Annotated in this window: 23 protein-coding genes and 5 tRNA genes; 10 read left to right on the forward strand and 18 right to left on the reverse strand. The window is 52.1% G+C overall.

Annotation, left to right across the window (positions count from 1 at the left end):
• Window positions 1-47 precede the first annotated feature (47 nt).
• The gene (locus G5B47_RS09600) at window positions 48-1190 is read left to right on the forward strand and encodes an ABC transporter substrate-binding protein (protein WP_206107304.1); all 1143 of its coding nucleotides are present in this window, start codon (window positions 48-50) and stop codon (window positions 1188-1190) included.
• A gap of 194 nt (window positions 1191-1384) precedes the next feature.
• Here G5B47_RS09600 and G5B47_RS09605 read toward each other — a convergent pair whose 3' ends face one another.
• On the reverse strand, window positions 1385-1819 hold the full coding sequence (locus G5B47_RS09605; protein WP_165097274.1) for an organic hydroperoxide resistance protein: 435 nt from the start codon (window positions 1817-1819) through the stop codon (window positions 1385-1387).
• A gap of 170 nt (window positions 1820-1989) precedes the next feature.
• Between G5B47_RS09605 and G5B47_RS09610 the strand changes: the two genes are divergently transcribed.
• A complete protein-coding gene (locus tag G5B47_RS09610) occupies window positions 1990-2466 on the forward strand; it encodes a glutathione peroxidase (protein WP_165097276.1) in 477 nt (158 codons plus the stop codon).
• A 152-nt stretch (window positions 2467-2618) separates the two neighbouring features.
• Here G5B47_RS09610 and cysK read toward each other — a convergent pair whose 3' ends face one another.
• From cysK to G5B47_RS09625, 3 genes are all read right to left on the reverse strand, one after another.
• The gene (cysK, locus tag G5B47_RS09615) at window positions 2619-3551 is read right to left on the reverse strand and encodes a cysteine synthase A (RefSeq protein ID WP_165097278.1); all 933 of its coding nucleotides are present in this window, start codon (window positions 3549-3551) and stop codon (window positions 2619-2621) included.
• A 151-nt stretch (window positions 3552-3702) separates the two neighbouring features.
• A tRNA-Leu gene (locus tag G5B47_RS09620) sits at window positions 3703-3785 on the reverse strand.
• Window positions 3786-3856: 71 nt separating this feature from the next.
• Complete coding sequence (locus G5B47_RS09625; RefSeq protein WP_165097281.1) at window positions 3857-4225, reverse strand: helix-turn-helix domain-containing protein; 369 nt, start codon at window positions 4223-4225, stop codon at window positions 3857-3859.
• A gap of 146 nt (window positions 4226-4371) precedes the next feature.
• Between G5B47_RS09625 and G5B47_RS09630 the strand changes: the two genes are divergently transcribed.
• A complete protein-coding gene (locus tag G5B47_RS09630) occupies window positions 4372-4593 on the forward strand; it encodes a helix-turn-helix domain-containing protein (RefSeq protein ID WP_165097284.1) in 222 nt (73 codons plus the stop codon).
• Window positions 4594-4654: 61 nt separating this feature from the next.
• Complete coding sequence (locus G5B47_RS09635; protein WP_165097286.1) at window positions 4655-5281, forward strand: PAS domain-containing protein; 627 nt, start codon at window positions 4655-4657, stop codon at window positions 5279-5281.
• 64 nt (window positions 5282-5345) lie between these two features.
• Here G5B47_RS09635 and G5B47_RS09640 read toward each other — a convergent pair.
• Both G5B47_RS09640 and G5B47_RS09645 read right to left on the reverse strand, forming a co-directional pair.
• Window positions 5346-5428: transfer RNA gene (locus G5B47_RS09640), tRNA-Leu, on the reverse strand.
• Window positions 5429-5524: 96 nt separating this feature from the next.
• Window positions 5525-5596: transfer RNA gene (locus G5B47_RS09645), tRNA-Glu, on the reverse strand.
• 287 nt (window positions 5597-5883) lie between these two features.
• Here G5B47_RS09645 and G5B47_RS09650 point away from each other — a divergent pair.
• Both G5B47_RS09650 and G5B47_RS09655 read left to right on the forward strand, forming a co-directional pair.
• Window positions 5884-6903 carry a LacI family DNA-binding transcriptional regulator gene (locus G5B47_RS09650; protein ID WP_328804507.1) on the forward strand — a complete coding sequence of 340 codons (1020 nt, stop codon included), beginning with the start codon at window positions 5884-5886 and terminating at the stop codon, window positions 6901-6903.
• A gap of 68 nt (window positions 6904-6971) precedes the next feature.
• Window positions 6972-9281, forward strand: coding sequence for a GH36-type glycosyl hydrolase domain-containing protein (locus G5B47_RS09655; protein ID WP_165097292.1), 2310 nt, complete (start codon window positions 6972-6974; stop codon window positions 9279-9281).
• Between the two features lie 198 nt (window positions 9282-9479).
• Here G5B47_RS09655 and ald read toward each other — a convergent pair whose 3' ends face one another.
• The 9 genes from ald to G5B47_RS09700 form a co-directional block, all read right to left on the reverse strand.
• Entirely contained in the window at window positions 9480-10613 is a 1134-nt protein-coding gene (gene ald, locus G5B47_RS09660; RefSeq protein WP_165097295.1) for an alanine dehydrogenase, read from the reverse strand.
• Window positions 10614-10749: 136 nt separating this feature from the next.
• Window positions 10750-11949 (reverse strand): ABC transporter substrate-binding protein, encoded by a 1200-nt coding sequence (locus G5B47_RS09665; RefSeq protein ID WP_165097298.1) that lies wholly within the window; start codon window positions 11947-11949, stop codon window positions 10750-10752.
• Between the two features lie 71 nt (window positions 11950-12020).
• The gene (locus G5B47_RS09670; protein ID WP_165097301.1) at window positions 12021-12722 is read right to left on the reverse strand and encodes an ABC transporter ATP-binding protein; all 702 of its coding nucleotides are present in this window, start codon (window positions 12720-12722) and stop codon (window positions 12021-12023) included.
• A 5-nt stretch (window positions 12723-12727) separates the two neighbouring features.
• Window positions 12728-13510, reverse strand: a complete 783-nt coding sequence (locus G5B47_RS09675) for an ABC transporter ATP-binding protein (protein ID WP_165097304.1) — start codon at window positions 13508-13510, stop codon at window positions 12728-12730.
• Window positions 13479-14444 carry a branched-chain amino acid ABC transporter permease gene (locus G5B47_RS09680; RefSeq protein ID WP_165097307.1) on the reverse strand — a complete coding sequence of 322 codons (966 nt, stop codon included), beginning with the start codon at window positions 14442-14444 and terminating at the stop codon, window positions 13479-13481. The genes G5B47_RS09675 and G5B47_RS09680 overlap by 32 nt, the downstream gene beginning before the upstream one ends.
• Window positions 14445-14456: 12 nt before the next feature.
• The gene (locus G5B47_RS09685; protein ID WP_042209145.1) at window positions 14457-15362 is read right to left on the reverse strand and encodes a branched-chain amino acid ABC transporter permease; all 906 of its coding nucleotides are present in this window, start codon (window positions 15360-15362) and stop codon (window positions 14457-14459) included.
• 536 nt (window positions 15363-15898) lie between these two features.
• Window positions 15899-15990 (reverse strand) — tRNA-Ser (locus G5B47_RS09690).
• Window positions 15991-15997: 7 nt separating this feature from the next.
• Window positions 15998-16073 (reverse strand) — tRNA-Asn (locus G5B47_RS09695).
• A 235-nt stretch (window positions 16074-16308) separates the two neighbouring features.
• Window positions 16309-17070, reverse strand: a complete 762-nt coding sequence (locus G5B47_RS09700) for an MBL fold metallo-hydrolase (protein ID WP_165097310.1) — start codon at window positions 17068-17070, stop codon at window positions 16309-16311.
• A gap of 130 nt (window positions 17071-17200) precedes the next feature.
• Here G5B47_RS09700 and G5B47_RS09705 point away from each other — a divergent pair, with 130 nt between their 5' ends.
• Window positions 17201-17629: an Lrp/AsnC family transcriptional regulator gene (locus G5B47_RS09705; RefSeq protein WP_165097312.1), complete on the forward strand. Its 429-nt coding sequence runs from the start codon at window positions 17201-17203 to the stop codon at window positions 17627-17629.
• A gap of 44 nt (window positions 17630-17673) precedes the next feature.
• On the opposite strand, the gene G5B47_RS09710 is transcribed toward G5B47_RS09705, so the two are convergent.
• Window positions 17674-18162, reverse strand: coding sequence for a SprT family protein (locus G5B47_RS09710; RefSeq protein ID WP_165097553.1), 489 nt, complete (start codon window positions 18160-18162; stop codon window positions 17674-17676).
• Window positions 18163-18291: 129 nt separating this feature from the next.
• Here G5B47_RS09710 and G5B47_RS09715 point away from each other — a divergent pair, with 129 nt between their 5' ends.
• Both G5B47_RS09715 and cmpA read left to right on the forward strand, forming a co-directional pair.
• Window positions 18292-18651 (forward strand): hydrolase/acyltransferase, encoded by a 360-nt coding sequence (locus G5B47_RS09715; RefSeq protein WP_165097314.1) that lies wholly within the window; start codon window positions 18292-18294, stop codon window positions 18649-18651.
• Between the two features lie 143 nt (window positions 18652-18794).
• On the forward strand, window positions 18795-18911 hold the full coding sequence (gene cmpA / locus G5B47_RS09720) for a cortex morphogenetic protein CmpA (RefSeq protein WP_090834029.1): 117 nt from the start codon (window positions 18795-18797) through the stop codon (window positions 18909-18911).
• Window positions 18912-19140: 229 nt separating this feature from the next.
• On the opposite strand, the gene G5B47_RS09725 is transcribed toward cmpA, so the two are convergent.
• Window positions 19141-19635, reverse strand: coding sequence for a DinB family protein (locus G5B47_RS09725; RefSeq protein ID WP_165097316.1), 495 nt, complete (start codon window positions 19633-19635; stop codon window positions 19141-19143).
• A 144-nt stretch (window positions 19636-19779) separates the two neighbouring features.
• On the opposite strand from G5B47_RS09725, the gene G5B47_RS09730 reads away from it, so the two are divergent.
• Window positions 19780-20334 (forward strand): CGNR zinc finger domain-containing protein, encoded by a 555-nt coding sequence (locus tag G5B47_RS09730; protein WP_328804502.1) that lies wholly within the window; start codon window positions 19780-19782, stop codon window positions 20332-20334.
• Between the two features lie 145 nt (window positions 20335-20479).
• Here the strand turns inward: G5B47_RS09730 and G5B47_RS09735 are convergent, their stop codons facing one another.
• Window positions 20480-22459: a PTS fructose transporter subunit IIABC gene (locus G5B47_RS09735; protein WP_165097318.1), complete on the reverse strand. Its 1980-nt coding sequence runs from the start codon at window positions 22457-22459 to the stop codon at window positions 20480-20482.
• Window positions 22460-22519 lie beyond the last annotated feature (60 nt).

A 22519-nucleotide genomic window follows, 5' to 3' on the forward strand; every position in this document is an offset into this window, starting at 1 on the left:
GGAACGTCTGAATGACGTTTCCCCATAATCAAACAGGAGGTATTATCATGCTTAGCAAACTGAATTGTAATGTGTATCGTAAACGGAAGGAAAAACGCTTAACCGCGTTAATGCTGTCCGCTGCATTAATCCTGGTTCTGGCAGGATGCGGTGGGGATAATGCAAATAGAAGTTCCGCCTCGTCTTCTGCCTCGCCACAAGCATCACAGGCACAAGCGGCAGAGGCCTCCGGGACTGGCAAGACTATTACGGATACCGACGGACGCCAGGTTACGGTTCCCGCGCAGATCAACAAGATCGCCGATACTTGGCCGGCTCATAATGAGGTTGTCACGATTCTTGGAGCAGGCAGTAAAATCGTATCCACCATCTCCACCCCCAAGTCGGTTCCCTGGCTGTACAAAGTGAATCCGCAGATGAACAACGCCGTTACCGCCTTCACCAAATCCGAAGCGCAAATGGAAGAGGTGCTGAAGAACAAGCCCGATATCGCCTTTGCATCAACCGGTTCTCCGCTGATCCAGCCTCTGGAAAATGCGGGAATTCCCACAGTGGCGCTGAACTTTACGAATTTTGACGAGATGAAAGAGTGTTTCCGCCTTACGGGTCAAATCCTTGGAGACGATGCAAGCCGGCGGGCTGACTCCTTTATCGATTATCTGGACGGGAAGCTGAAAGAAATAACAGCCGTGACTTCCAAAATCCCAAACTCCGTCAAGCCCAAAGTGCTGCACATTCAGTCCCTGTCACCGCTTCAGGTGGACGGCAAGAACACCATGATCCAGAACTGGATTGAAGTGGCGGGGGGCATCAACGCGGCAGAGGAGCTAAGCGGCAACATGAAGCCGGTAAGCCTTGAGCAGATCATCTCCTGGAATCCGGATTACATTATGATCGGCAGCGGGCTAGCGGATACCGACCACATCATGGACGATCCTGCCTGGAAGACACTGAACGCCGTCAAGAACGGCCATGTGTATAACAACCCGAGCGGCGCTTTCCTCTGGGACCGTTACGGCGCCGAAGCGGCGCTGCAAATCCAATGGGCGGCCAAAACGCTGCATCCCGATCTGTTCCAAGGTCTTGACATGGTGCAGGAAACCGTAAGCTTCTATAAGCAGTTTTTGAATTACGACCTTACAAAAGAAGAAGCTCAGCTGATCATCGACAGTAAGCCTCCGGTAAAATAACACCGGCCTACTCTGTAAGAAAAACTCCAATCGGAGCCTCTCGAAGATGTTGCCGAATCCCTCTTTAACGGTTGTTTTTCTTGCAATATCAGGAAGTCTGGTCTTTGAAGTTTATACTTTCTGATATTATCAAAAAAACAGACCCGTCTTCCGCATCGCTGCGGGAAACGGGTCTATTTATTAAGGTTAATGGATTACTGCCGGCTGAGTTCCAACACATTTAGCTCAACGTCGATATTGCCTCTCGTCGCTTTGGAATACGGACAGAATGCATGAGCTTTTTTCGCCAAATCCTCCGCTTTATCGTGGTCTACTCCCGACATCTTCACATCCAGCCGCACGGACAGCTTGAAGCCGCCGTCGCTCTCGTCTTTGCCGATCGATACATTGGACGTAACCTCCACATCCTGGAGCTTGACGCCCTCCTTGCGGGCAACATTGGCCAATGCGCTTTCATAGCAGGCGCCGTATCCTGCAGCGAACAGCTGCTCGGGATTCGTACCGGAACCTCCCGGACCGCCCAACTCTTTGGGCATGCTGAGATTATGCTTCAAGGCGCCGTCGGAGGATTCAAATGAGCCTTCACGTCCGCCGCGAACCGTTGCGGTAGCCGTATACAATGCTTTCATGAATAACATCTCCTTATTTAACCAATTTGTACGCAGTACAACCATTTATTAAACTTGGGGCAGAATTTGAAACGATAATTTCCGTCATTTTCCGAAAAGACATTGACCTGAGATTTAAATAGTTTAAAATTGAATTGTAAAAAATATATCCATTCAAAGGAGGCCCATCCGTGAGCGTGTATGATTACCAGGCCAATACCCTGAGCGGTCAAGAAGAATCCTTGTCCAAATACGAAGGCAAAGTGCTGCTTATTGTGAATACGGCCAGCAAATGCGGCTTCACCCCCCAGTATGAAGGTCTACAGAAATTGTATGATAAATTTAAAGACCGGGGATTCGCCGTGCTCGGCTTTCCGAGCAATCAGTTTGCATCCCAGGAGCCAGGCAGCAGCGAGGAAATCCAGGAATTTTGCCGGCTCAACTATGGCGTCTCCTTTCCGATGTATGAAAAAATCGATGTCAACGGCGACAATGCCCATCCTCTTTACAAATATTTAACGAAGGAGGCTCCGGGCGCACTCGGCTCCAAAAGCGTAAAATGGAACTTCACCAAATTCCTGGTCGACCGCGAGGGACGCGTGCTGAAGCGCTTTGCCCCGACAACGACGCCCGAAAGCATCGAAGAGGAGATTAAGACACTGCTTTAATTGAACAGCGGTGCAGTCAATACTCTCCCGGGAAAAAGAAAAAAGGATTGCGCCGCATCATCCTTGCTGCACAATCCTTTTGTTTTATCCAAGTGAACAACGCTCGGGCCATGATCCTGCTCTGCCCGCTTGTTCTGCGGCCTCGCCGCTTATTATTCCTCTGGAAACAAATCGGTCGAAATGTACCGTTCGCCGGTGTCCGGCAGAATGACAACGATATTCTTGCCTTGATTCTCCGGTCTTTTGGCCAGCTGATAAGCGGCGAATGCCGCGGCACCGGAAGAAATCCCGACAAGCAGCCCTTCGTTCCTGGCCAGCTTCTGGGCCGTCTGTATCGCCTCTTCATTCTTCACCGTAACAATCTCATCCACCACGGCCCGGTTAAAGTTCGCCGGCACAAAGCCCGCGCCAATGCCCTGAATCGCATGAGGTCCCCGCTGCCCGCCCGACAGAACAGGCGAACCGGCCGGTTCCACGGCCACAATACGCACTTGCGGATTGCGCTCCTTGAGAACCTCGCCGACTCCCGTGACCGTTCCTCCTGTACCTACGCCGCCGACGAAAATATCCACTTTTCCCTCGGTATCGTTCCAGATTTCTTCGGCCGTCGTCTTCCGGTGAATTTCGGGATTGGCCGGATTTTCAAACTGCTGCGGGATGTAGGAATTGGGGATATCGGCGGCCAGCTCCTCCGCTTTGCGGATTGCGCCCGCCATCCCCTCCGAAGCCTGGGTCAGCACAAGTTCTGCCCCGAGCTGCTTCAGAAGCTTCCGCCGTTCCGTACTGAAGGACTCGGGCAAAATAATAATCAAACGGTATCCCAAAGCCGCCGCCGCAAAGGCAAGACCGATGCCGGTGTTTCCACTTGTCGGCTCGATAAGGGTCGTCTCTTTGTTGATAAGGCCCTTTTCTTCGGCATCCTTGATCATGGCGTACCCGATCCGGTCCTTCACACTGCCCGCAGGATTGAAATACTCCAGCTTGGCCAGAATGTTCGCTTCCGCCCCGTCCTCTTTGAAACTGGACAATTCGAGAAGCGGCGTATGTCCAATCAGATCGGTCAAATTCTTAGCGATTTTCCCCATAGATACACCCTCCAAAATTAAAATTTCAAGAATCGCGCTCATTTATTCCAATACAAAAACTCGGCATTATGATCATACTGGAATTTATATCACTTGTAAAATCCATACATAAAAAATAAAGAAGCCCTGCTGCGCAAGGCTTCTTACTGTATGCGGTAGAGAGGACTCGAACCTCCACGGGCGTACGCCCACTACCCCCTCAAGATAGCGTGTCTGCCATTCCACCACTACCGCGCGGCGAATGATCTTTTTGAGACCAACACAAGTTATTATACTCGCTTATTTCTCAAAAGTAAAGCTTAAATTTATTCGGGAGGCTGTTCATCCTGTTTCCGTCTGCGGTATTCAGAAAAAGCGAGATATTCCTTGATAAATTCCTTCTCACGAGGCTCCAGCTCATCAAATTGGCAATCGGATTGCCGTATTTGCTCAAAAAAATAATCCTCGCTTCCTTCACGCAGTATGGACGGAGAGTTCTTGCCCAAGATGAGCCAGTCCAGACTGACGCCAAAAAAAGCGCCGATTTCGATTAATTTATGCGTTCCGGGCGTGGACTTGCCCCGCTTCCAATCTCCCAAATTGCCTGTACTGATGCCGAGCTGCTCGCAGAATGCTTTTTTGGTGATGCCTTTTTTGCTAATCAAAAGCTCAATTCGATCATAAATGGACTGCATTTCCAAACCGCCTTCCGAAATTATGACAAATTACTTATATAAGTCATTATTTATTGTAAAATGACGTAAAAAAGTATATAATTGACTAATCTTATGCCTTAACCCATTATATCATACGGCTGGAATGTCGATAAGAGGTGAGCAAGATGAGCAGCAAAAAGCCCATAACCCCCTACGGATGGGCCATCAAGCAGCGTCTGGCGGAGATGCGGCTGAGTCAGAAGGACTTTTGCCAACTGTACGGTATACCGCCCTACCGACTGTCCAATCTCATCTACGGAACGCGCCGGGCCATGCGCTACCGCCGGCAAGTCGACCGTTTGCTTAACATACCTCCTGCCATTCCGGGTGAACCGGGTGATGAATGAGCTATATTTTTCCCGACTAATCTTAGTATTTCATCCTGAATCATGTCAAGGAGCGATTCTTTTGCCTGAAAGCGCTTTGTCCCTTGTTATTCATCTGACCCGCTCTCTCCCCGGCAGCGTGCTCGCTATCGACAGACGAGGTCTTATCACCGAAGTGAATGATTCATGGAGAGAATGCGGGATTGCCGCCGGCCTCTCGGCACGCTTTGAGTGGACGGGTACGGATTATTTTGAACTGATGCGGGAGCTTGTTCTGCCGTCGGACTATATGAGCGAGCTTCTTCAGGCGATCCAGTCCATCTTTCTGGGCGAACGCCTTGTTTACAGCGGCCGGTTTCCCATGCCACCTTTTCTGAGGGGAGGAAAATGGTTTCAAATCGAGGCTCTCCCCATACCGGAAGAGTCAAACGGGGCGACCGCTTTTGTACTGCTGTCCCACCGTTATACCGCTTCTGTAACCGATTCATCTCCTGCCAAGGCGCCGGTTATGACCCATTATCGGAAGCCTCTGCCTTTCGTGCCGATCTGTGCTTCCTGCAAATCCGTCCGCAAGGGCGGGCAGTGGGTTCCCATCGAACGCTTTCTCCAACAGGAGCTTCATGTCGAACTGACCCATGATATTTGCCCGTCCTGCATCGCCCAGCTATATCCGCAATATGCACGCGTTTTGAACGGGTTGGCGGAGTAAGTAAAGATCTGCAATTGATATAAAAAAAGAACCCCGATTTCTCAGGATTCTTTCTTGGTTGTTATGCGGTAGAGAGGACTCGAACCTCCACGGGCGTACGCCCACTACCCCCTCAAGATAGCGTGTCTGCCATTCCACCACTACCGCTTATATGACCCGTAGAGAATAGATTTCGCATATTCCTTACGATGCCGATGCTCCGACGAACCTTTTGGGGTTCTCATCCCTGGTTCGAAGAAGATATGACCCGTAGGGGATTCGAACCCCTGTTACCTCCGTGAAAGGGAGGTGTCTTAACCCCTTGACCAACGGGCCGCACTTTAGTGTCACAACAAAAATGATTATAGCAAATCTCTATTTATCTGACAAGCACTTTTTTTAATAAATTAAATACATTCATTTATGGATACATAATTGTAAACGTAAACGAATGTATGTTGTTCTGGAGTTATCTTATAATACCTTCCCTTCCTTTGTTTTTTGCTTAGATGCCAAAACAGATCTTGTGCTTTTCCGGAATATGGGATACGATCATTTTGGGGAACGTTCCCCACCCATTATAAGGCTGGAAGGAGGAGCTCGAAATCGCAAGCATCCTGGATATTGCCAAGAAGGCCGGCGTTTCCAAGACTACGGTATCCAAAGTGCTGAATCAGCAGTATGGGGTTCATGCGGAAACCCGGAAGCGGGTACTGGAAGCGGCAGCAGCCTTGCACTACACTCCCAATATCGCCGCACGGAGCCTGGTCACCAGCAAGACCGGTGTCATCGGCGTCGTCTATGATTCGTTCCGTTCCCCCTTATACACGGAGTTAGCGGGGCAGTTGGAGCAGCATGCAATGGAAAGCGGTTACCGTTTGGTGTTTTGCAGCTGCAATTCCGACCCGGATTCGAAACGGCATTATATCCGGTATTTCATGGGCGGCGCGGCGGATGGCATCATTTTATTCGGGAGCGCGGAGGAGGATCTACCGCTGATCGAGATGCTCACCGCGGTTCATTTTCCTTTTGCGGTCATTGAGAATCACTTTGAACACCTCTCCATTCCCAACGTATTGATTGACAACCTGTCGGGGGCCGCTCAAGCGGTGAACTATTTATACGAACTGGGCCATCGGAAGATCGTGCACGTCACAGGTAATCTGCAGCACCTTGTGGCGTTGGACCGTAAGAACGGTTTTACAACGGCGATGGAGGAACGCGGGCTTTCCGCTCCGCCCGAATCGTTCATCGTCACAAGCGGAACCATCGGCTGCGGAGCAAAGGCAGCCGAACGGCTGCTCGGCATGAAGGATAAACCGACGGCTGTGTTTGTTTTCAACGATTTGATTGCGTATGAGATGATGGATACTCTTAGTCAAGCCAGATGCCGCATTCCCGACGACCTATCGGTTATTGGCTTTGACCATCTGGTCGGATTGCTCAGCTTCAAGCCCGGACCACTCGAACTCACCTCCCTCGCCCAGCCCTTATCCGACGTGGCCGCAGCCGCCGTTGAACTGGTGGCCGCGCTGATTGCGGGGACTCTCCCCGAAAAGATGGTGCGCCTTTTTCAGCCGGAGCTAAAAGAAGGCAACACCTGCCGAAATCTAATTTCCGAGCACCCGTCCGAGCCGATTTAACGGTTTGCCCGGCTTATTATTTTTTTCAACGAATGGGGAACGTTCCCCATAATAAGGAGGATGCCATAATGAGCAGCTTTGGTCATTTTTCTGAGGATGGAACCGAATTCATATTCACTACCCCTCGCACCCCTCGCCCGATGATGAATTACTTGTGGAATCCGTTGCTTCTGTCCGGCGTGAATCAGCTTGGCGGAGGCATCGGAGCATACGGTGACCGGGCCGCGGCCTATATCGATCAGGAGGGAAAAGGCCGAGCCGTGATCATCAAGAACGGCAACCGTTATTTCTATATCCGCGACGAAGAAACCGGGGAATTCTGGAACCCGGGCTGGTATCCGGTCAACCGGGAGCTGGACGCTTACAGCTGCACTCACGGGCTCGGCTACACCAAGTTATCGGCGGCTTACGACGGCATTTTGGCTGAGGCCCGGGTATTCATCAACCAAGAGGACCCGGCGGAAATCTGGACGCTCTCGCTGGGCAACCTCACCGGACGGGAACGCAAGCTTCGCGTCTATTCTTTTGTGGAATTCTCCCTGACCGGTTATAAAATCTACAGCAATTATTACTCCAACCTATTTACGGAATACCATCCTTCGCATCACATGGTCATGGCCCATAACACGACGCAGGACCGCACCCACACCTGGTTCAACGGATTTATCGCCGCGAGCGATGCAATCAGCGGATTCGAAAGCAGCCGAAAAGCATTTATCGGCACCTACGGCCAGATCAGCGCCCCGGATGCGATCGTTCGAGGACACTGTACGAACAGTCTTGCTTCCAATGAAGATATGGTCGGCGTGCTGGAGAACACCTTTGTGCTGAAGCCAGGTGAAACTCACAGCTACTCGGTTCTGATCGGCGCCGCGGATACGGCGGATACGGCTTGCAGGATTGCGGAAAAGTTGTTCGCGCCGGGACGGATCGAGCAGGATTTTGCAGCGCTCCTGGAGTCCCGGAAGAAGATGCGAGAGACGATTGAAATCCACACTCCCGACCAAAAAGTCAATCATCTCGTCAACATATGGATCAAGCAGCAGGTTCAGTTATGCGCCGAAGCAGGGCGCGATACCGGGAAGGGCTTTCGCGATCAGCTTCAGGACGCCTGGGCTATCGCCTCCTTCAATCCACAGCTCGCCAAGGAGAAGATCATCGAAACCTTGCGTTACCAGTACCGGGATGGACGCTGCGTACGCGGCTGGCTTCCCCTGGACCCGCACATCTACTCTGATGGCCCGACCTGGATCGCCCCCACTGTCAACGCTTACCTCAAGGAAACCGGGGACTTCGGTTTTCTCAACGAATTTGTTCCTTACCTGGATGAAGGAGAAGGTACCGTCTGGGAGCATATCCTGACGGCAGTCCGCTATTCCTCGGAGGATACCGGCGAACGGAACCTGGTCCGTGCCCATGATGGAGATTGGAATGATTCCCTGAACGGCATCGGCGTAGGAGGCAAGGGCGAAAGTGTCTGGACTTCCATTGCTCTGTATTACGCGCTGAACCAGGTAGTGGAGATGGCTTTGGACATTCGGAAGGAGGAAGAGCTCGGCCGGGAAATGCGGGAACGGGCGGCGAAGATCAAGCAGGCGGTCAACGACGCGGGTTGGGATGGTGAGTGGTATCTGGCTGGATACAACGATGCGGGCGAGAAAGTCGGCACGCATGTCGAACAGGAAGGCAGTCTCTACTTGAACAGTCAAACCTGGGCGCTCATGGCGGGCATCGCGGAAGGAGACCGGGTGGAACAATGCCTGAAGGCCGTCGACGAAAGGCTCGACTCCCCTTATGGTCCGCTTACTCTATATCCCACTTATACGAGTTACAAACCGACAATCGGCCGTTTGACCGGCTTTGTGCCCGGCATCTGGGAGAACGGCACCCCCTACTGCCACGGGGGCACCTTCAAGATCGTAGCGGATTGCTGCCTGAATCGGGGGAATTCGGCCTATTCCACCATGCTCAAGATCATGCCCGACAGCGAGACGAACCCATCCGACGCTTCCGGCTGTGAGCCCTACGCCCTGACCAACATGTATTTCGGACCGGATAATCCGCGAGCCGGACAAACGATGTTTGCCTGGGTCACCGGAACAGCCGGCTGGATGTTCCGCTCGGCCGCTCAATACATGCTCGGATTTCATCCCGGCTACGACTCCTTCACCCTCCACCCCGTCATTCCCGAGCATTGGGAGGAGTGTCGGATCAAGCGGAACTTCCGTGGAGACATCTACGACGTGCGCATTTTGAACAAAAACCGGGTTCAGTCTGGTGTGAAGAGCATTGTCATGGATGGTATGGCAATTGCGGGCACGACGATTCCGGTCCGGGGAGACGGGCTTTTCCATGAAATCATTATAGAACTAGGGTAACCCTGAAGCCAAAGAGGAGCCGGAGTTTCTAAAACGGCATGGGGCGAAATCATCAAAGCAAAGCTGCCGACACAAATGTCGGTTGATTATGTAAGGGTTTGCAAGCTGACTCGAGAATAAAATACGGCGGCCTGCCGCTCGGAGGCAAGCCGCCGTTTCTTTCTCCGCCCTTCCCGCGGAGAAAGATGAAGTCGTGACTTAAAAGAGTCCCGTCTCCTTCAAAGCTTCCAATCCGTCTGCATGCGGATAGCCCAGGCTTGAGGCCACCGCCTGATTGGTGACATGCCCGGCCGCCACATTGATGCCGCGAGCGATCGCGGTATTCCCCTCCGCCGCTTCGAGTATGCCTAAATTCGCTATCTGCAGCGCATAAGGAATTGTCACATTGGTCAGAGCAAGCGTCGAGGTCCGGGCAACCGCTCCCGGCATATTTGCCACCGCATAATGAACAACCCCATGCTTGATATAGGTTGGATTCTCATGAGTCGTAATGCGGTCAATCGTCTCGATCGAGCCTCCCTGGTCGATAGCGACATCAACGATTACCGAGCCTTCCGTCATCTGCCGGACCATATATTCCTTAATCAGCTTCGGCGCACGGGCCCCTGGAATCAACACGGCGCCAATCAGCAAATCGGCTTTACGAACCGCCTCTTCAAGATGATAGGAATCCGACATAATCGTGATCAGCCGGCCGCCGAAAATATCGTCCAGTTCCCGCAGCCGATTCGCGTTCAAATCTAGGATGGTCACTCTGGCCCCCATACCGATCGCGACCTTTGCCGCATTGGTGCCGACCACACCTCCCCCGACGATTACGACTTCTGCCGGCTTCACTCCCGGAACGCCGCCCATTAAGATGCCTTTGCCGCCATGCGGCTTCTCCAGCAGTCCTGCCCCGATCTGAACGGCCATCCGCCCCGCAACTTCGCTCATGGGCGTCAGCAGCGGCAAGGAGCCGTCCTCAAGCTGGATCGTTTCGTAACCAACGGCAACAACGCCGCTTTCCACGAGCGCCTTCGTAAGTCCCGCCTCTGGAGCCAGATGGAGATACGTGAACAGGATCAGATTTCGGCGGAAGAAGCCATACTCTTCCGGCAGAGGCTCCTTCACCTTGATCACCATCTCCGCTCTGGACCAGACCTCTGAAGCAGAGGACAGAATCTCCGCTCCTTTGTCCCGGTATTCCGAATCATCGAATCCGCTGCCGGTTCCCGCCGAAGTTTCAATCAACACGGTGTGGCCAGCTTTTTTTAACGCTTCGACTCCCGCCGGCGTGATCCCGACCCGGTTTTCGTTGTTCTTGATTTCTTTCGGTATGCCGACAATCATGCTTGTTCCTCCTTCTCGTATATGGCAAGATAGCAGGACAGCCGCCCCATTACGTATGGAGCGGCTTCCCGAGCAGCCTAGCGATATTTTGGAAAATGCATTGTCTATTACGAAAGAGAGATCAAATCAAACTTGCTTACGGATTAACCTTGGTTTCGAACGTTTGCTTGCCGCCAACAAATTTCAGTACGACAGCCGCTTTAACCGGGTCATGAGATTCGTTCATCGAAATTTTGCCAGTCGCAAGCTGCAGATCCTTGGTCGCTGCCAGGGCGTCTTTAATCTTGGCCGGTTCAGCCGCTCCTGCACGGGTAATGGCATCAGCTACCAGCTTAACAGCGTCATAGCCAAGGGCTGCCATGCCGTCCGGTACTGCATTGCTGTTGGCCGCTTTGTACGCGTCAACGAAGGTCTTAACTTCTGGAGCGGTATCTTCCGGCGAATAGTGGTTAGACATGTAAGTGTTGTCCAGAGCTGCCGCGCCTGCAATTTCAGCCAGCTGCGGAGAATCCCAGCCGTCGCCGCCCATGAACGGAGCCGTAATGCCCATTTCGCGTGCTTGTTTCAGGATTTTGCCGACTTCTTCATAATAGCCAGGCAGGTAGATAACATCCGGGTTAGCTGCTTTGATACGTGTCAATACAGCTTTGAAGTCAGAGTCTTTTTGTTGGTAAGACTCTTTGCTCAGGATTTGTCCGCCGTTCTTTGTGAATGTTTCTTCAAAGAAGGTTTGCAGACCTTTAGAGTAGTCACTGGACGTATCCGTGTAGATAACAGCCGTTTTGGCTTTAAGCGTGTTGCTTGCAAAGTTAGCCATAACCTGTCCTTGGAAAGGATCGATAAAGGAAGCGCGGAAGACCCACTCGTTCACTTTTTTGGTACGCTCGTCAACCGTTACTTTCGGGTTGGTAGCAGAGGAGCTCACGAGCGGAATTTGTTTCTCCTGGGCAACCGGTACGATACCCAATGTGTTGGTGGAAGTCGTTGCGCCAATGATCGCTACAACTTTGTCGGTGGTAATCAGCTTTTGCGCAGCTTGCGTTGCTTCTTCGGATTTCGAGGCGTTGTCGGCTTCAACTAACTCCAACTTCTTGCCGAGCACACCGCCCGCATCGTTGATTTCCTTAACTGCCAGTTGAGCGCCTTTCAGAGCAGAGTCGCCAAAGGAAGCCTGGCCCCCGGTAAGCTCAAGGTCAGCTCCAATTTTGATCGTGTCTCCAGCAGAATTGCTGCCGCTTGCGGAATTTCCGCTATTCTCTGTGTTGTTGCTGCCGCAGCCTGCTGCCAATACGGCAGTCAGCACAGTCGACAAAATAATGGCCCCGATTTTCTTCATTGTTCTCCCAGCCTCCCAGATAATTTAATTTATATGTTGGTTCTGTGATGCCATGATTAGTGCTAGCTGTATTAGTGCCCAAGATAAGCCATCTTGATTTCTTCCGAATCGGCCAATTCCTTGGCGTCTCCTTCCAGTACGACTCTGCCGGTTTCCAGCACATAAGCGCGATGGGCGATTTTGAGCGCCTGATGCGCATTTTGTTCAACCAGCAGTACGGTCGTTCCGGCTGCGTTCACTTCCTGGATGATCTTGAAAATATCCTGCACCAGAAGCGGAGCAAGGCCCATAGACGGTTCATCCAGCAGAAGCAGCTTCGGATGCCCCATAATGGCGCGCCCCATGGCGAGCATTTGCTGTTCGCCGCCGGAAAGCGTTCCGGCTTGCTGCTTTTTGCGTTCCCGAAGACGGGGGAAGGTGCTGTACACCTTCTCAAAATCAGCTGCCAGACTGCTGGAATCCTGCAAATAAGCCCCGAGTTCCAGATTCTCCTCTACAGACATATTTGCGAACACGCGCCGACCTTCAGGGCAGTGAATCAATCCCTGCTTGACTATCCCCTGCACGCTTTGGTTCGTAATGGATTTCCCCAGAAATTCAATACTTCCCGTCTTCGGCTTAAGCAATCCCGAGAGCGTCTTGAGAAGCGTCGATTTGCCGGCGCCGTTGGCTCCGATCAGCGTAACGATTTCTCCCTGATTGACGTTGATGCTGAGGTCCTTCAGGGCGTGAATGGCTCCGTAGTAAACATTGATTCCTTGTACTGTAAGCATAGCCTTTACGCCTCCTGTCCCAAATACGCTTCGATAACTTTGGGATTGCTCCGGATCTCGGACGGTGTGCCATTTGCAATCAGCATCCCGCGGTCCAATACGTAAATCCGGTCGCAGACACCCATAACCAGCGACATATCATGCTCGATAAGGAGAATCGTAAGGTCGAATTCCTTGCGGATCCAGGCAATGAGATTCATCAAATCATGCGTCTCGTTCGGATTCATACCGGCTGCCGGCTCGTCGAGCAGCAGCAGCTTCGGTCCAGCCGCAAGAGCCCGCGCGATTTCCAGACGCCGCTGGTTGCCGTAACTGAGATTGCCGGCTAATTCCTTACTTTGATCGTCAAGATTAAAAATCTTTAGAATATCAAGCGCCTTCTGTGTAATCGCATCCTCACCCTTGAAATGATTCGGCAAACGAAGCATGGAGGTGAACATCGAGTGTTTGGCGTGCTGATGAAAAGCGATCTTGACGTTATCCAGTACTGTCATTGCAGTAAAGAGGCGGATATTCTGAAAAGTACGTGCCGCCCCTTTGCGGTTAATCCGGTACGGCTTCATACCGCCGACGGATTCGTTACCCAACATAATGTTGCCTGTAGAAGGAGGATATACGCCGGTCAGCAGGTTGAACAGCGTCGTTTTACCTGCACCGTTCGGTCCGATCAGACCAATCAGTTCACCTTTATTAATATGAAGAGAAACCTCGCTGAGCGCCTTGAGTCCCCCGAAGGAACGGCTGGCTTCCTTAACATCAAGAAGCACTGCTGTCGCTGATGCCGCCATTTGCCTTCGCCTCCTTTTTGCCGAACTTCTTGAGTGAAAATCTCGTGCTTCCAAGCAGACCGCCCGGACGGAAAATCATCATCAGAATCAGAACGATCGAATAAATGATCATGCGCCATTCCGGGAAATCCCGCAGGTAAGTATACAGCAGGGTTACGAAGACGGCGCCGACAATCGAGCCGGCCGTGCTGCCCAGTCCCCCGAGAACGACCATAACGAGAATTTCGAACGACTTCAGGAAGTTGAAGCTGCCCGGCGTGATAACGTAGAACGTATGAGCCGATAGTCCTCCGGCCATTCCAGCGAACAGGGCGCCGAGTGTAAAGGCGATGATTTTGTACAGCGTTGTGTTGATACCCATAGCTTCCGCCGCAATCTCATTCTCGCGAATGGCGATACAGGCCCGGCCGTGAGTGGAACGGATAAAGTTATTGATCAGAACAACCGTAATCAACGTGAAGAAGAACATGATGGTCCATGTCGTCTTCGCCGGAATTCCGCTGAGGCCCGAAGCGCCGCCTACGTATTCCGTGTTCAGCATAATAATCCGGATGATTTCCCCGAAGCCAAGTGTCGCGATTGCCAAATAGTCACCATTCAGCCGCAGCGTAGGCATTCCGATCAGCACGCCGCAAACCGCCGCCACCAAACCGCCAATAAGAATCGTAAGAATGAATGGAACATCATAGTCAAGCGTCAAAATGGCCGAAACGTATGCGCCAACGGACATAAACCCCGCATGCCCGATGGAAAACTGTCCGGTAATCCCGTTAATAAGGTTGAGGGATACCGCCAGCATAACGTTAACGCAGATCAGAAGAAACATCGATTTGTAAACATCATTAAGAGCTCCTGTTGTTAGCAGAATTTGTACAACCCCATATAAAACCAAGGCAAGGACAATGCTCAGCCAGAATTTTTTATTTATCTTCACGCCGTTCCCCTCCTACACTTTCTCCCGGACATTCTTGCCGAACAGCCCGGATGGTTTAAAGATAAGGATCAGGATCAATACGGCAAAGGCTACGCCATCACGCCAGGAGGAATATCCAAGCGAGGAAATTTCCGTCTCTACCGTTCCCAGCAGCAGGCCGCCCACAAGCGCGCCCGGAATGCTGCCGATGCCTCCAAGCACCGCAGCGACGAAAGCTTTCAGTCCCGGCATAACGCCCATCAGCGGATCAACAGAGTTGTAAGTCATACCGAAAATTACTCCGGCTGCTGCCGCAAGCGCCGAGCCGATAGCGAAGGTTGCCGAAATGGTACGGTCTACGTTGATCCCCATCAGACGCGCCGCTTCCATATCGAACGATACCGCCCGCATCGCTTTACCGGTCTTGGTATAACGTACGATGTATTGCAAAATAATCATCAGAATAATCGTTGTAATCAAAATCATAACCTGGTTCGATTCCACCTGGATGGAAGTCCCGAACAATTGGTACTGCTTCTTCGCCATAATGTCAGGGAAACCTTGAGCTTGCGGCCCAAGCACGAGCACCCCGGTATATTCCAGCAAAAAGGATACGCCGATTGCCGTAATCAGCGCCGCAATCCGTGTGGATTTGCGCAGCGGCTTGTAGGCAAGACGTTCAATTGTGATGCCAAGCAGCGCACTGACCGTCATGGAAAAAATCAGAGATATGATCAGGACCAAAACCGGTGGAAGCCCTGCTGATGCCAGATATTTGGCACTGAACAGACCAATAAACGAGCCAACCATAAACACATCCCCATGTGCAAAGTTGATCAGCTTGATAATTCCGTAAACCATGGTATAGCCCAGGGCGATCAGCGCATAAATACTGCCTACGGAAATCCCGTTAATTAACTGCTGAATAAAATACTCCATCGCCATCCCCTTTTCCCTTTTTCATTGTCTTTCCCTCTTCTCTCTTTCATTTCTTTCTTTTTAATGATGTTACCTATATTAACATATGTCCTTTTTTTCGTCACTAAGATTTTCATGGATTCCAAGAAATTTCGAAATTTAGTGTCATATTCTCTAACAACAATTGTAAGTATTGGGTTATGTAGTGTGACGAGTTGTTAAAAATCCAGAGAATAAGCGAGGAAAATGGAGAATGATCAAGATCTGTTTAAGTGGGGTTTTCTTATCTAAACGAATATTAAGCTTTATTTTGTAGCAATTAATATAACATTTCTCTCTTTAAAGCACTATTCCTTCAAAATATTAAAGAGTTAATTGGTTGCATAATTACTTGTTCCTTCCATAGCCATGAATCAGCTGTGCTTTTTCGGTCCGCTTCCCTAAGACGAACACCCGCTTAGATATAAAAAAAAGCCCCCTCTCGGGAGCTCTTTCTTCTATTATATATGTATCGTGTACAACATATTAAAAACCAGCCGCACATTTCTGAAGAAATGTGGCGGAGAGAGAGGGATTCGAACCCTCGCACCGCTTACGCAGTCTAACCCCTTAGCAGAGGGTCCCCTTATAGCCACTTGGGTATCTCTCCAAGAAAATGGCTCCCCGAACAGGACTCGAACCTGTGACAACTCGATTAACAGTCGAGTGCTCTACCAACTGAGCTATCAGGGAACGTTTTAATGTGAACAAAACCTAATTTATCATGATTTCACCTTACAGTCAAGAGCGGGCCAAAACCTGGGAAATCGCTTACGAAGGGCGAAGGGCAGCGCCGGCTTTCATGGCTCAGGAGGAGTCATCCTTGATCCGATAAAATTAATGTTCCCCGAAAGACCTGAAGGAACACGCGCCCGAATACCGCTTCCTCAACCTCACCCCTGCGTCGCCTCTTCTTTTCCTCTCAAGCTTAAAAATAAAGCTGCTCCCCGTCCGCCGGAATGAGGACGCTGCCGGGCTCACCTTCCTTCTCAAGCCCTTCCCGCAGTTTATCCCTGGTCAGCAGACAGTGGTTGATCGCATCCATGTGGACGGCTACCACTTGCATTCCGGGAGCATGGCCGCGCAGGGCCGCGATATCTTGTCCGCCCATGGTGATGTGGCATCCGGCCGCGAACCTCGCTTCGCCCGCATTGACGACCGCAACCACCGGCCGGTGCCAGTCAAGCACCTCCCGCACCTCCCGCACCTCATCGCACCAGATCGTATCTCCTGCGATGTAGAGCACAGGCTCGCCAGGCGCCCGGAACACAAAGCCGGATACCGGCCCCATCTTCCGTCCGATAATTCCGGTGCCGTGCCTTCCCCCGGTCCGTATGATGCGAACTCCTTGAAACTCCGCCTCCTGTTCAACGGGAACGGCCGCGGTAAAGCCCTGTGATTCGAGCGTTTTCCTATCCTGTTTCTGGCAGAACAGCGGAACGTCTTTAGGCAGCAGAGACGCCGCAGCGGGGTCCCAGTGGTCATTGTGAAGATGGGTCACGACGACGGCGTCCGGACGCAGCCATTCATCCACTGAACCAGGGAGGCCGACGAGCGGGTTTCTCCGTTCATTTCCGCTGTTTATGATCGGCGGATAGGCGCCCTGTTTACCAAGCATCGGATCGATCAGGAAGGTCAACCCGCCATATTCCAGCCAAAGCGTTGCATGTCTTATCAATTGCAGCTTCATAAGGGATGCACTCCTTCTTTTACATGAGTTCTGCTACAATTAAGAGTATAATTTTTCGCTGGCTGGAGTACATGATGCCGTGAAAGGATTACTGCGTATTTATTTTCATTTGGAAAGGAATCACCTAAAGATGAGCCAAGCGCTTATAGACGAGACCGATCTGCTCATTCTGCGGCAGCTGATTCAGGACTCCACACTTAGCCATAAGGAAATCGGAAGGACGGTTCATATGACCGGGCAGGCTGTGGGGGCGCGAATCCGCAGGATGAAGGAGCTCGGCGTCATTACGGGATATTCGGTAGGCTGGAATCCGGAAAAGCTGGGGCTTCACGTACACGCCTTGATTACCGTGTTCCTGAATTCAGGCGGCGCCCACCGGACGTTCCTGCAGTTCGTTGAAGCCGAGGAAGAGATTGAAGAGGCATACCGTGTCAGCGGCGAGGGCTGTTATTGGATGCGGGCGCGCACGCAAAGTCCGCAGCGGCTTAACGAGCTGCTCGACCGGCTGCTTAAGTATGGAAACTATAAGGTGAGCCTGGACATCGGCCGGATCAAGTAAGCGACGTTTAGCTCGCCAGCCGGTTGGCAGTTCCCGCTCTCCAGCTATGCCTCTCTTTGGCCCCCGGCTTCATCAATAACTGCCAGCTTCAGCGGACCGGCGCATTTCCCGCAGCGGTAGCGCTGCGGATTTACCTTGCGCTTGCGGAGATACTCCGTGCTGCACTGCTGGCATATAAGCTTGTAACGGTAAGGCAGCGGCTTTCTCGTCTTGGCTCCGGGAAGGTGCTGGCAGTACCGGCTTCCTCCCACCTTGGCGAGCAGCGCCTTGAAGTCAGCGTCCCGGTGGCGGTATCCTCTTTTGGCCAGATGGAGGTGGTAGTGGCAAAGCTCATGCTTGATGATCTTCTCCGTCTCTTCAGGCCCGTACGCCGCAAGCTGGCGGGGATTGATCTCGATGTTATGGCTCTTCATAAAGTAGCGTCCTCCCGTAGAGGACAGCCGGCTGTTAAACGACGCTTTGTGGCGAAAAGGCAATCCGAAGCTTTCCCGCGACACCCGCTCAATCCATCGCTGCAGTTCTTCGTTCGTCATGCTCATGATTTTTGGCGGCTCCGTTTCTTTAACACGCTCTTCAGGCGCTTGCTGTAATCTGTACTTGAATTGTAACTTGCGCATACGCTACACTTCAAGAAGGAAGACAAGGACGGAGGGAGAATGACAATGCCGAAAATGCGGTATGTAATTTTGCAGCAAAATCAGGAGCTTCAATTCGTGGAAATGCCGGAGGACTACGCGTACCAGCTAAGCGCGCTCAATCTTAGGCTGAATAAAGAGATCGACAAGCTGACGGCCGAGAACGTGCCGGATCTGCCGCTTGCGGTAGCCGAATGCGATTCCCTGGAGCTGCTTCGCGAAGAGTATTCCCTCGAATCCGGGCTCGATTATATCAACCGGCTGGAGCACGCTTTCGCCGCTATCCAGGAGCAGAACTATCCGCTTATCTCCCTGCTGACGGAAATCCGCGCGCTGCAGGCGCAGCTTGAGCAGTGGTATGAAGAAGAGGAGGAGCGGGCTCAGTAGTCAGCGTCACTCATCATTTTTTTATTGGGAAAAAGACTTCCCGGGAGCCGATTGCGGCAGCATTCATCTTCACCTTAAAGGCGCACCATTACCCACCTCCGCACATATGTTAACATACCTAAGCATGCAGAGGAGGGGTTCTCTTGCCGCAGTGGCTCAGCCATCAGCTAATGAAAGCTTATTACAAAAAAGACCGGCGGCAGATCAAGCTGCTGAACGAATGCTGGTTCTTCTACCGGGATTCCGCTGTCAAGCGCTAGGCTTAAGTCCGTCCGGTTGGCCTCTTGCGACCAAGAAACGCGGCCCGTAAGCCATTCCGGCAAGCCTTATGAATATCCTCATTAAAATCCATCTCTTCTTTCGAAGGGATGGATTTTGTTTCTGAAGAAACCTGCTCAAATATGAAACAAACCGCCGTTCCCCCCATAATCCCGTTGAGACCCGGAAGACGAGAGCTGGCGGGCTTGAAAAGCATCCGTACAAGGCAGACTATCCGAAGCTTCGTTTGGACGGCCAGGAGCCCTGCAGCTTGCGGACAAGCACAATTTGGCCTGTATGATAGGCATCATGCAGGATAAGACTCATGACCTCTTCTCCGGGAGCATGCCCAGAGCCTCCCCAGTCGTACGCCCCTTCTTCGAGCGCCTCAATAACTTCACGCAGATCGGCGTGGACTTTCTTAAGGCGGGAAACCGCCTGTTCCCAGGCATCTTCGCCGCTCTCCGTTACCGTGAACGTATCGTCGTTGCTTTCCGCATTCGGCAGCTTGGGCAGACCCTTCAGCTTGTGCAGCAGCCGTTCCTTATAGTAAGTCAGATGGTTGACCGTCTCCCAAATCGAGTTGGCGGCTTCTCCCTCCGGCTTCCAAAGCGCTTGTTCGCTGCTTACGCCGCCCAGCGCATCCTTCAGCGGCGGCGACCAATCCTCCTGATCCATCGCATAATCCCAGTTTTGAAGCAGAACCTCGCTAATTTTATTTTGCATGATGAGCCTCCTCCAAGTATGGTAACCAGCAATAACAAGAACAATAGTTACATCAAGAATGTAGCATATACCTGATCCAAGTTCAAGTAACTAGCAAAACTAAGTTTTAACTGTTACAATATTTCTGTAGGAAAGGAAGGATCAATGATGCTGTGGGATGACTTTATTAACAGCTACTGGCGGGATTGGAGAACCGGGGACAAATCCAAGGAACGGGACCGGCTGGAAGATCCGGAGTGGCTTAAGTCCTGGCTAACCGCTCATGGACTCCCTGCCATCCCTGCGGACTCCGCACAATTGCAGGAGCTCAAGAAGCTTCGAGGCTGTCTTTTTGATACGGTCCGGGAAATTGTGGACGGCGGTACGCCTGACGGTCTGCCGGAGCGCTTGAACCCCTACATGGCGGCCGGTCCCGTAACGCGGCAGGCGGCACTGGACGAAGAGGGCCGAATGACGGTGACGCTCCTGCCGATGCGGGCTGACTGGGAGCAAGTGATGGCGGAAATTGCCGCCTCTTTTGCCTCGGCGCTGGCGGAAAAAGAAGAGGCGAGATTCCGCATTTGCGACAATCCCGACTGTCTCTGGGTTTACTATGACGATACGCGCAACCGTTCCAAGCGCTACTGCGACGATAAAGCCTGCGGCAATCTGATGAAGGTCCGAAGATTCCGGGCCCGGAAGAAGAAAGCAGAGCAGTAAAGAAAGGATATACTCTAAATCCCGCGAATGGATCTGTCGGTACCGGTAATTTAGGTAATCCGAAAATAAACGCCAAAAAACAACGGCCTGGATCTCCCAGGCCGTTGCTTCAATTTGAGGCGACTGCCCTCATATTGATGTTCTATTATACGATAGAGCGCTCCGCTCTTACTTCCACTTGCTTCGCTTCAATCGGCTTCTTCCACAACCCGAACACGAGTGCGGAGACAACCGCGCCGACGGCAACCGACAACAGGAACAGCAGCGCGTGGTTCGCGAGCGCAGCTACAAAGATACCGCCGTGCGGAGCCGGGATATTGATCTGCCAGAACTGAGTCAATCCTCCGGCAATAGCCGAACCCAGGATACAGGAAGTCAGAACGCGCATCGGATCAGCTGCCGCAAACGGGATCGCGCCTTCGGTAATGAAGGACAGGCCGAGCACATAGTTCGTTAAGCCGGATTTACGCTCGTCTTCCGTGAATTTATTCTTAAACAGCGTGGTTGCCAGCGCGATGGCAAGCGGAGGAACCATACCGCCGGCCATAACAGCCGCCATCATCAAACCGTTCGTGTTGCCGCTGGATGTGAAGACGCCAATGGCAAATGTATAAGCTGCTTTATTGAAAGGACCGCCCATGTCAATCGCCATCATTCCGCCGAGGATCAATCCAAGCAGAACGGCGTTGCCGGTTCCAAGGTTGTTCAGACCGCTGATGAGGCCTTCATTGATCCAGCTAAATACAGGATCGAACAGATAGAACATTATGGCGCCGGTCACGAGAAGACCGAATACCGGGTAGAGCAGAATCGGCTTGAGGCCGTCAAGCGTCTTGGGCAGGCCCGCGAACACTTTGCGCAGTCCGATCACAATATAACCGGCCAGGAAACCGGCGGCAAGACCGCCAAGGAAACCGGCATTGGAGCTAGCAGCCATAAATCCGCCGACCATACCTGGCATCAGCGCCGGACGGTCCCCGATGCTCATTGCGATGAAGCCGGCCAGGATCGGAATCAGGAAGTGGAACGCTCCGTCGCCGCCGCCGATGGTCTGCAGAAGCTTAACGATCGGATTATCCACGCTTGCCACTTGCTCAAACAAGAAGGAGATGGCGAGCAGAATACCGCCGCCGACAACAAACGGCAGCATGTGGGAGATACCGTTCATCAAATCTTTATAAATTTTGCTGCCGACGCTGGTCTTGCCTGCGGGCGCCGCATCCGAAGCGGCCTTGCCTTCATTGCGGTAGATCGGGGCGTCGCCTGCAGCCGCTTTGCGGATCAGCTCTTCCGGCTTGCGGATGCCGTCGCTTACCGGTCTTTGCAGCAGCGGCTTGCCGTCAAACCGGGCCATTTCAACCTGTTTGTCAGCCGCTACGATTACACCGCTTGCCCGCCGGATTTCGTCGGACGTGAGTACATTCTTCGCGCCTTCGGAACCGTTGGTTTCTACCCGGATATTGATACCCAGTTCTTTTGCCTTCTTCTTAAGAGCGTCTTCGGCCATGAATGTATGCGCAATACCTGTGGGACACGCGGTAACTGCGACTACAAACGCTTCCAAGTTGCTCGGATTGCCGACGATCATACCAGCCGGCTGCTCGGCTTTTGCTTTTGCTTCTTCTTCCCGTTTGGCTTTTTCCTCTTCCGCCTTTTTGGCCGCTTCTTGCTCCTCCTGTTTGGCGTCGAAGAGCGCCGTTACTTCATCGGGCGTCTTGGTATTCTTCAGTTTGTCGATGAATTCAGCATCGATTAGCAGCCGGGAAAGGGCGGCAAGTGTACGCAGGTGCGTATTGGCAGCGCCTTCCGGAGCGGCGATCATGAAGAACAGGTACGCCGGTTCTTCGTCCAAAGATTCAAACTCCACGCCGCCGGCGCTTTTTGCAAATACAACCGTCGCTTCATTGACGGCTTTTGTCTTGGCGTGAGGCATGGCAATCCCGCCGCCGATGCCCGTGCTGGATTCTTCTTCACGCTTCAGAATCATTTGCTTAAACAGGACCGGATCGTTAATCCGGCCGTTTGCGGAAAGGCTGGCAATCAATTCATCGATTGCAGCTTCCTTGGTTGTAGCTTTCAGGTCCATGATCATAGTCTGCTTAATCATCAGATCTGTAATTTTCATATCAGTTCAACTCCCTGTAAATTCTTTAAAATGTGCTTGTCGCACGCCCTGTCCTATGAC

The sequence above is a fragment of the Paenibacillus apii genome, assembly GCF_011043685.1.
Taxonomy (GTDB): Bacteria; Bacillota; Bacilli; order Paenibacillales; family Paenibacillaceae; genus Paenibacillus_AQ; species Paenibacillus_AQ sabinae.

Bases quoted from the DNA above. Each gene is read 5' to 3' on its own strand.
- G5B47_RS09685 (WP_042209145.1), bottom strand. From the start codon at position 15,362: ATGGAGTATTTTATTCAGCAGTTAATTAACGGGATTTCCGTAGGCAGT.
- G5B47_RS09700 (WP_165097310.1), bottom strand. From the start codon at position 17,070: ATGAAGCTGCAATTGATAAGACATGCAACGCTTTGGCTGGAATATGGC.
- G5B47_RS09725 (WP_165097316.1), bottom strand. From the start codon at position 19,635: ATGCAAAATAAAATTAGCGAGGTTCTGCTTCAAAACTGGGATTATGCG.
- G5B47_RS09665 (WP_165097298.1), bottom strand. From the start codon at position 11,949: ATGAAGAAAATCGGGGCCATTATTTTGTCGACTGTGCTGACTGCCGTA.
- G5B47_RS09730 (WP_328804502.1), top strand. From the start codon at position 19,780: ATGATGCTGTGGGATGACTTTATTAACAGCTACTGGCGGGATTGGAGA.
- G5B47_RS09625 (WP_165097281.1), bottom strand. From the start codon at position 4,225: ATGCAGTCCATTTATGATCGAATTGAGCTTTTGATTAGCAAAAAAGGC.
- G5B47_RS09655 (WP_165097292.1), top strand. From the start codon at position 6,972: ATGAGCAGCTTTGGTCATTTTTCTGAGGATGGAACCGAATTCATATTC.
- G5B47_RS09710 (WP_165097553.1), bottom strand. From the start codon at position 18,162: ATGACGAACGAAGAACTGCAGCGATGGATTGAGCGGGTGTCGCGGGAA.
- G5B47_RS09705 (WP_165097312.1), top strand. From the start codon at position 17,201: ATGAGCCAAGCGCTTATAGACGAGACCGATCTGCTCATTCTGCGGCAG.
- G5B47_RS09715 (WP_165097314.1), top strand. From the start codon at position 18,292: ATGCCGAAAATGCGGTATGTAATTTTGCAGCAAAATCAGGAGCTTCAA.
- G5B47_RS09600 (WP_206107304.1), top strand. From the start codon at position 48: ATGCTTAGCAAACTGAATTGTAATGTGTATCGTAAACGGAAGGAAAAA.
- G5B47_RS09670 (WP_165097301.1), bottom strand. From the start codon at position 12,722: ATGCTTACAGTACAAGGAATCAATGTTTACTACGGAGCCATTCACGCC.
- G5B47_RS09630 (WP_165097284.1), top strand. From the start codon at position 4,372: ATGAGCAGCAAAAAGCCCATAACCCCCTACGGATGGGCCATCAAGCAG.
- G5B47_RS09605 (WP_165097274.1), bottom strand. From the start codon at position 1,819: ATGAAAGCATTGTATACGGCTACCGCAACGGTTCGCGGCGGACGTGAA.
- ald (WP_165097295.1), bottom strand. From the start codon at position 10,613: ATGATTGTCGGCATACCGAAAGAAATCAAGAACAACGAAAACCGGGTC.
- cysK (WP_165097278.1), bottom strand. From the start codon at position 3,551: ATGGGGAAAATCGCTAAGAATTTGACCGATCTGATTGGACATACGCCG.
- G5B47_RS09675 (WP_165097304.1), bottom strand. From the start codon at position 13,510: ATGGCGGCATCAGCGACAGCAGTGCTTCTTGATGTTAAGGAAGCCAGC.
- G5B47_RS09735 (WP_165097318.1), bottom strand. From the start codon at position 22,459: ATGAAAATTACAGATCTGATGATTAAGCAGACTATGATCATGGACCTG.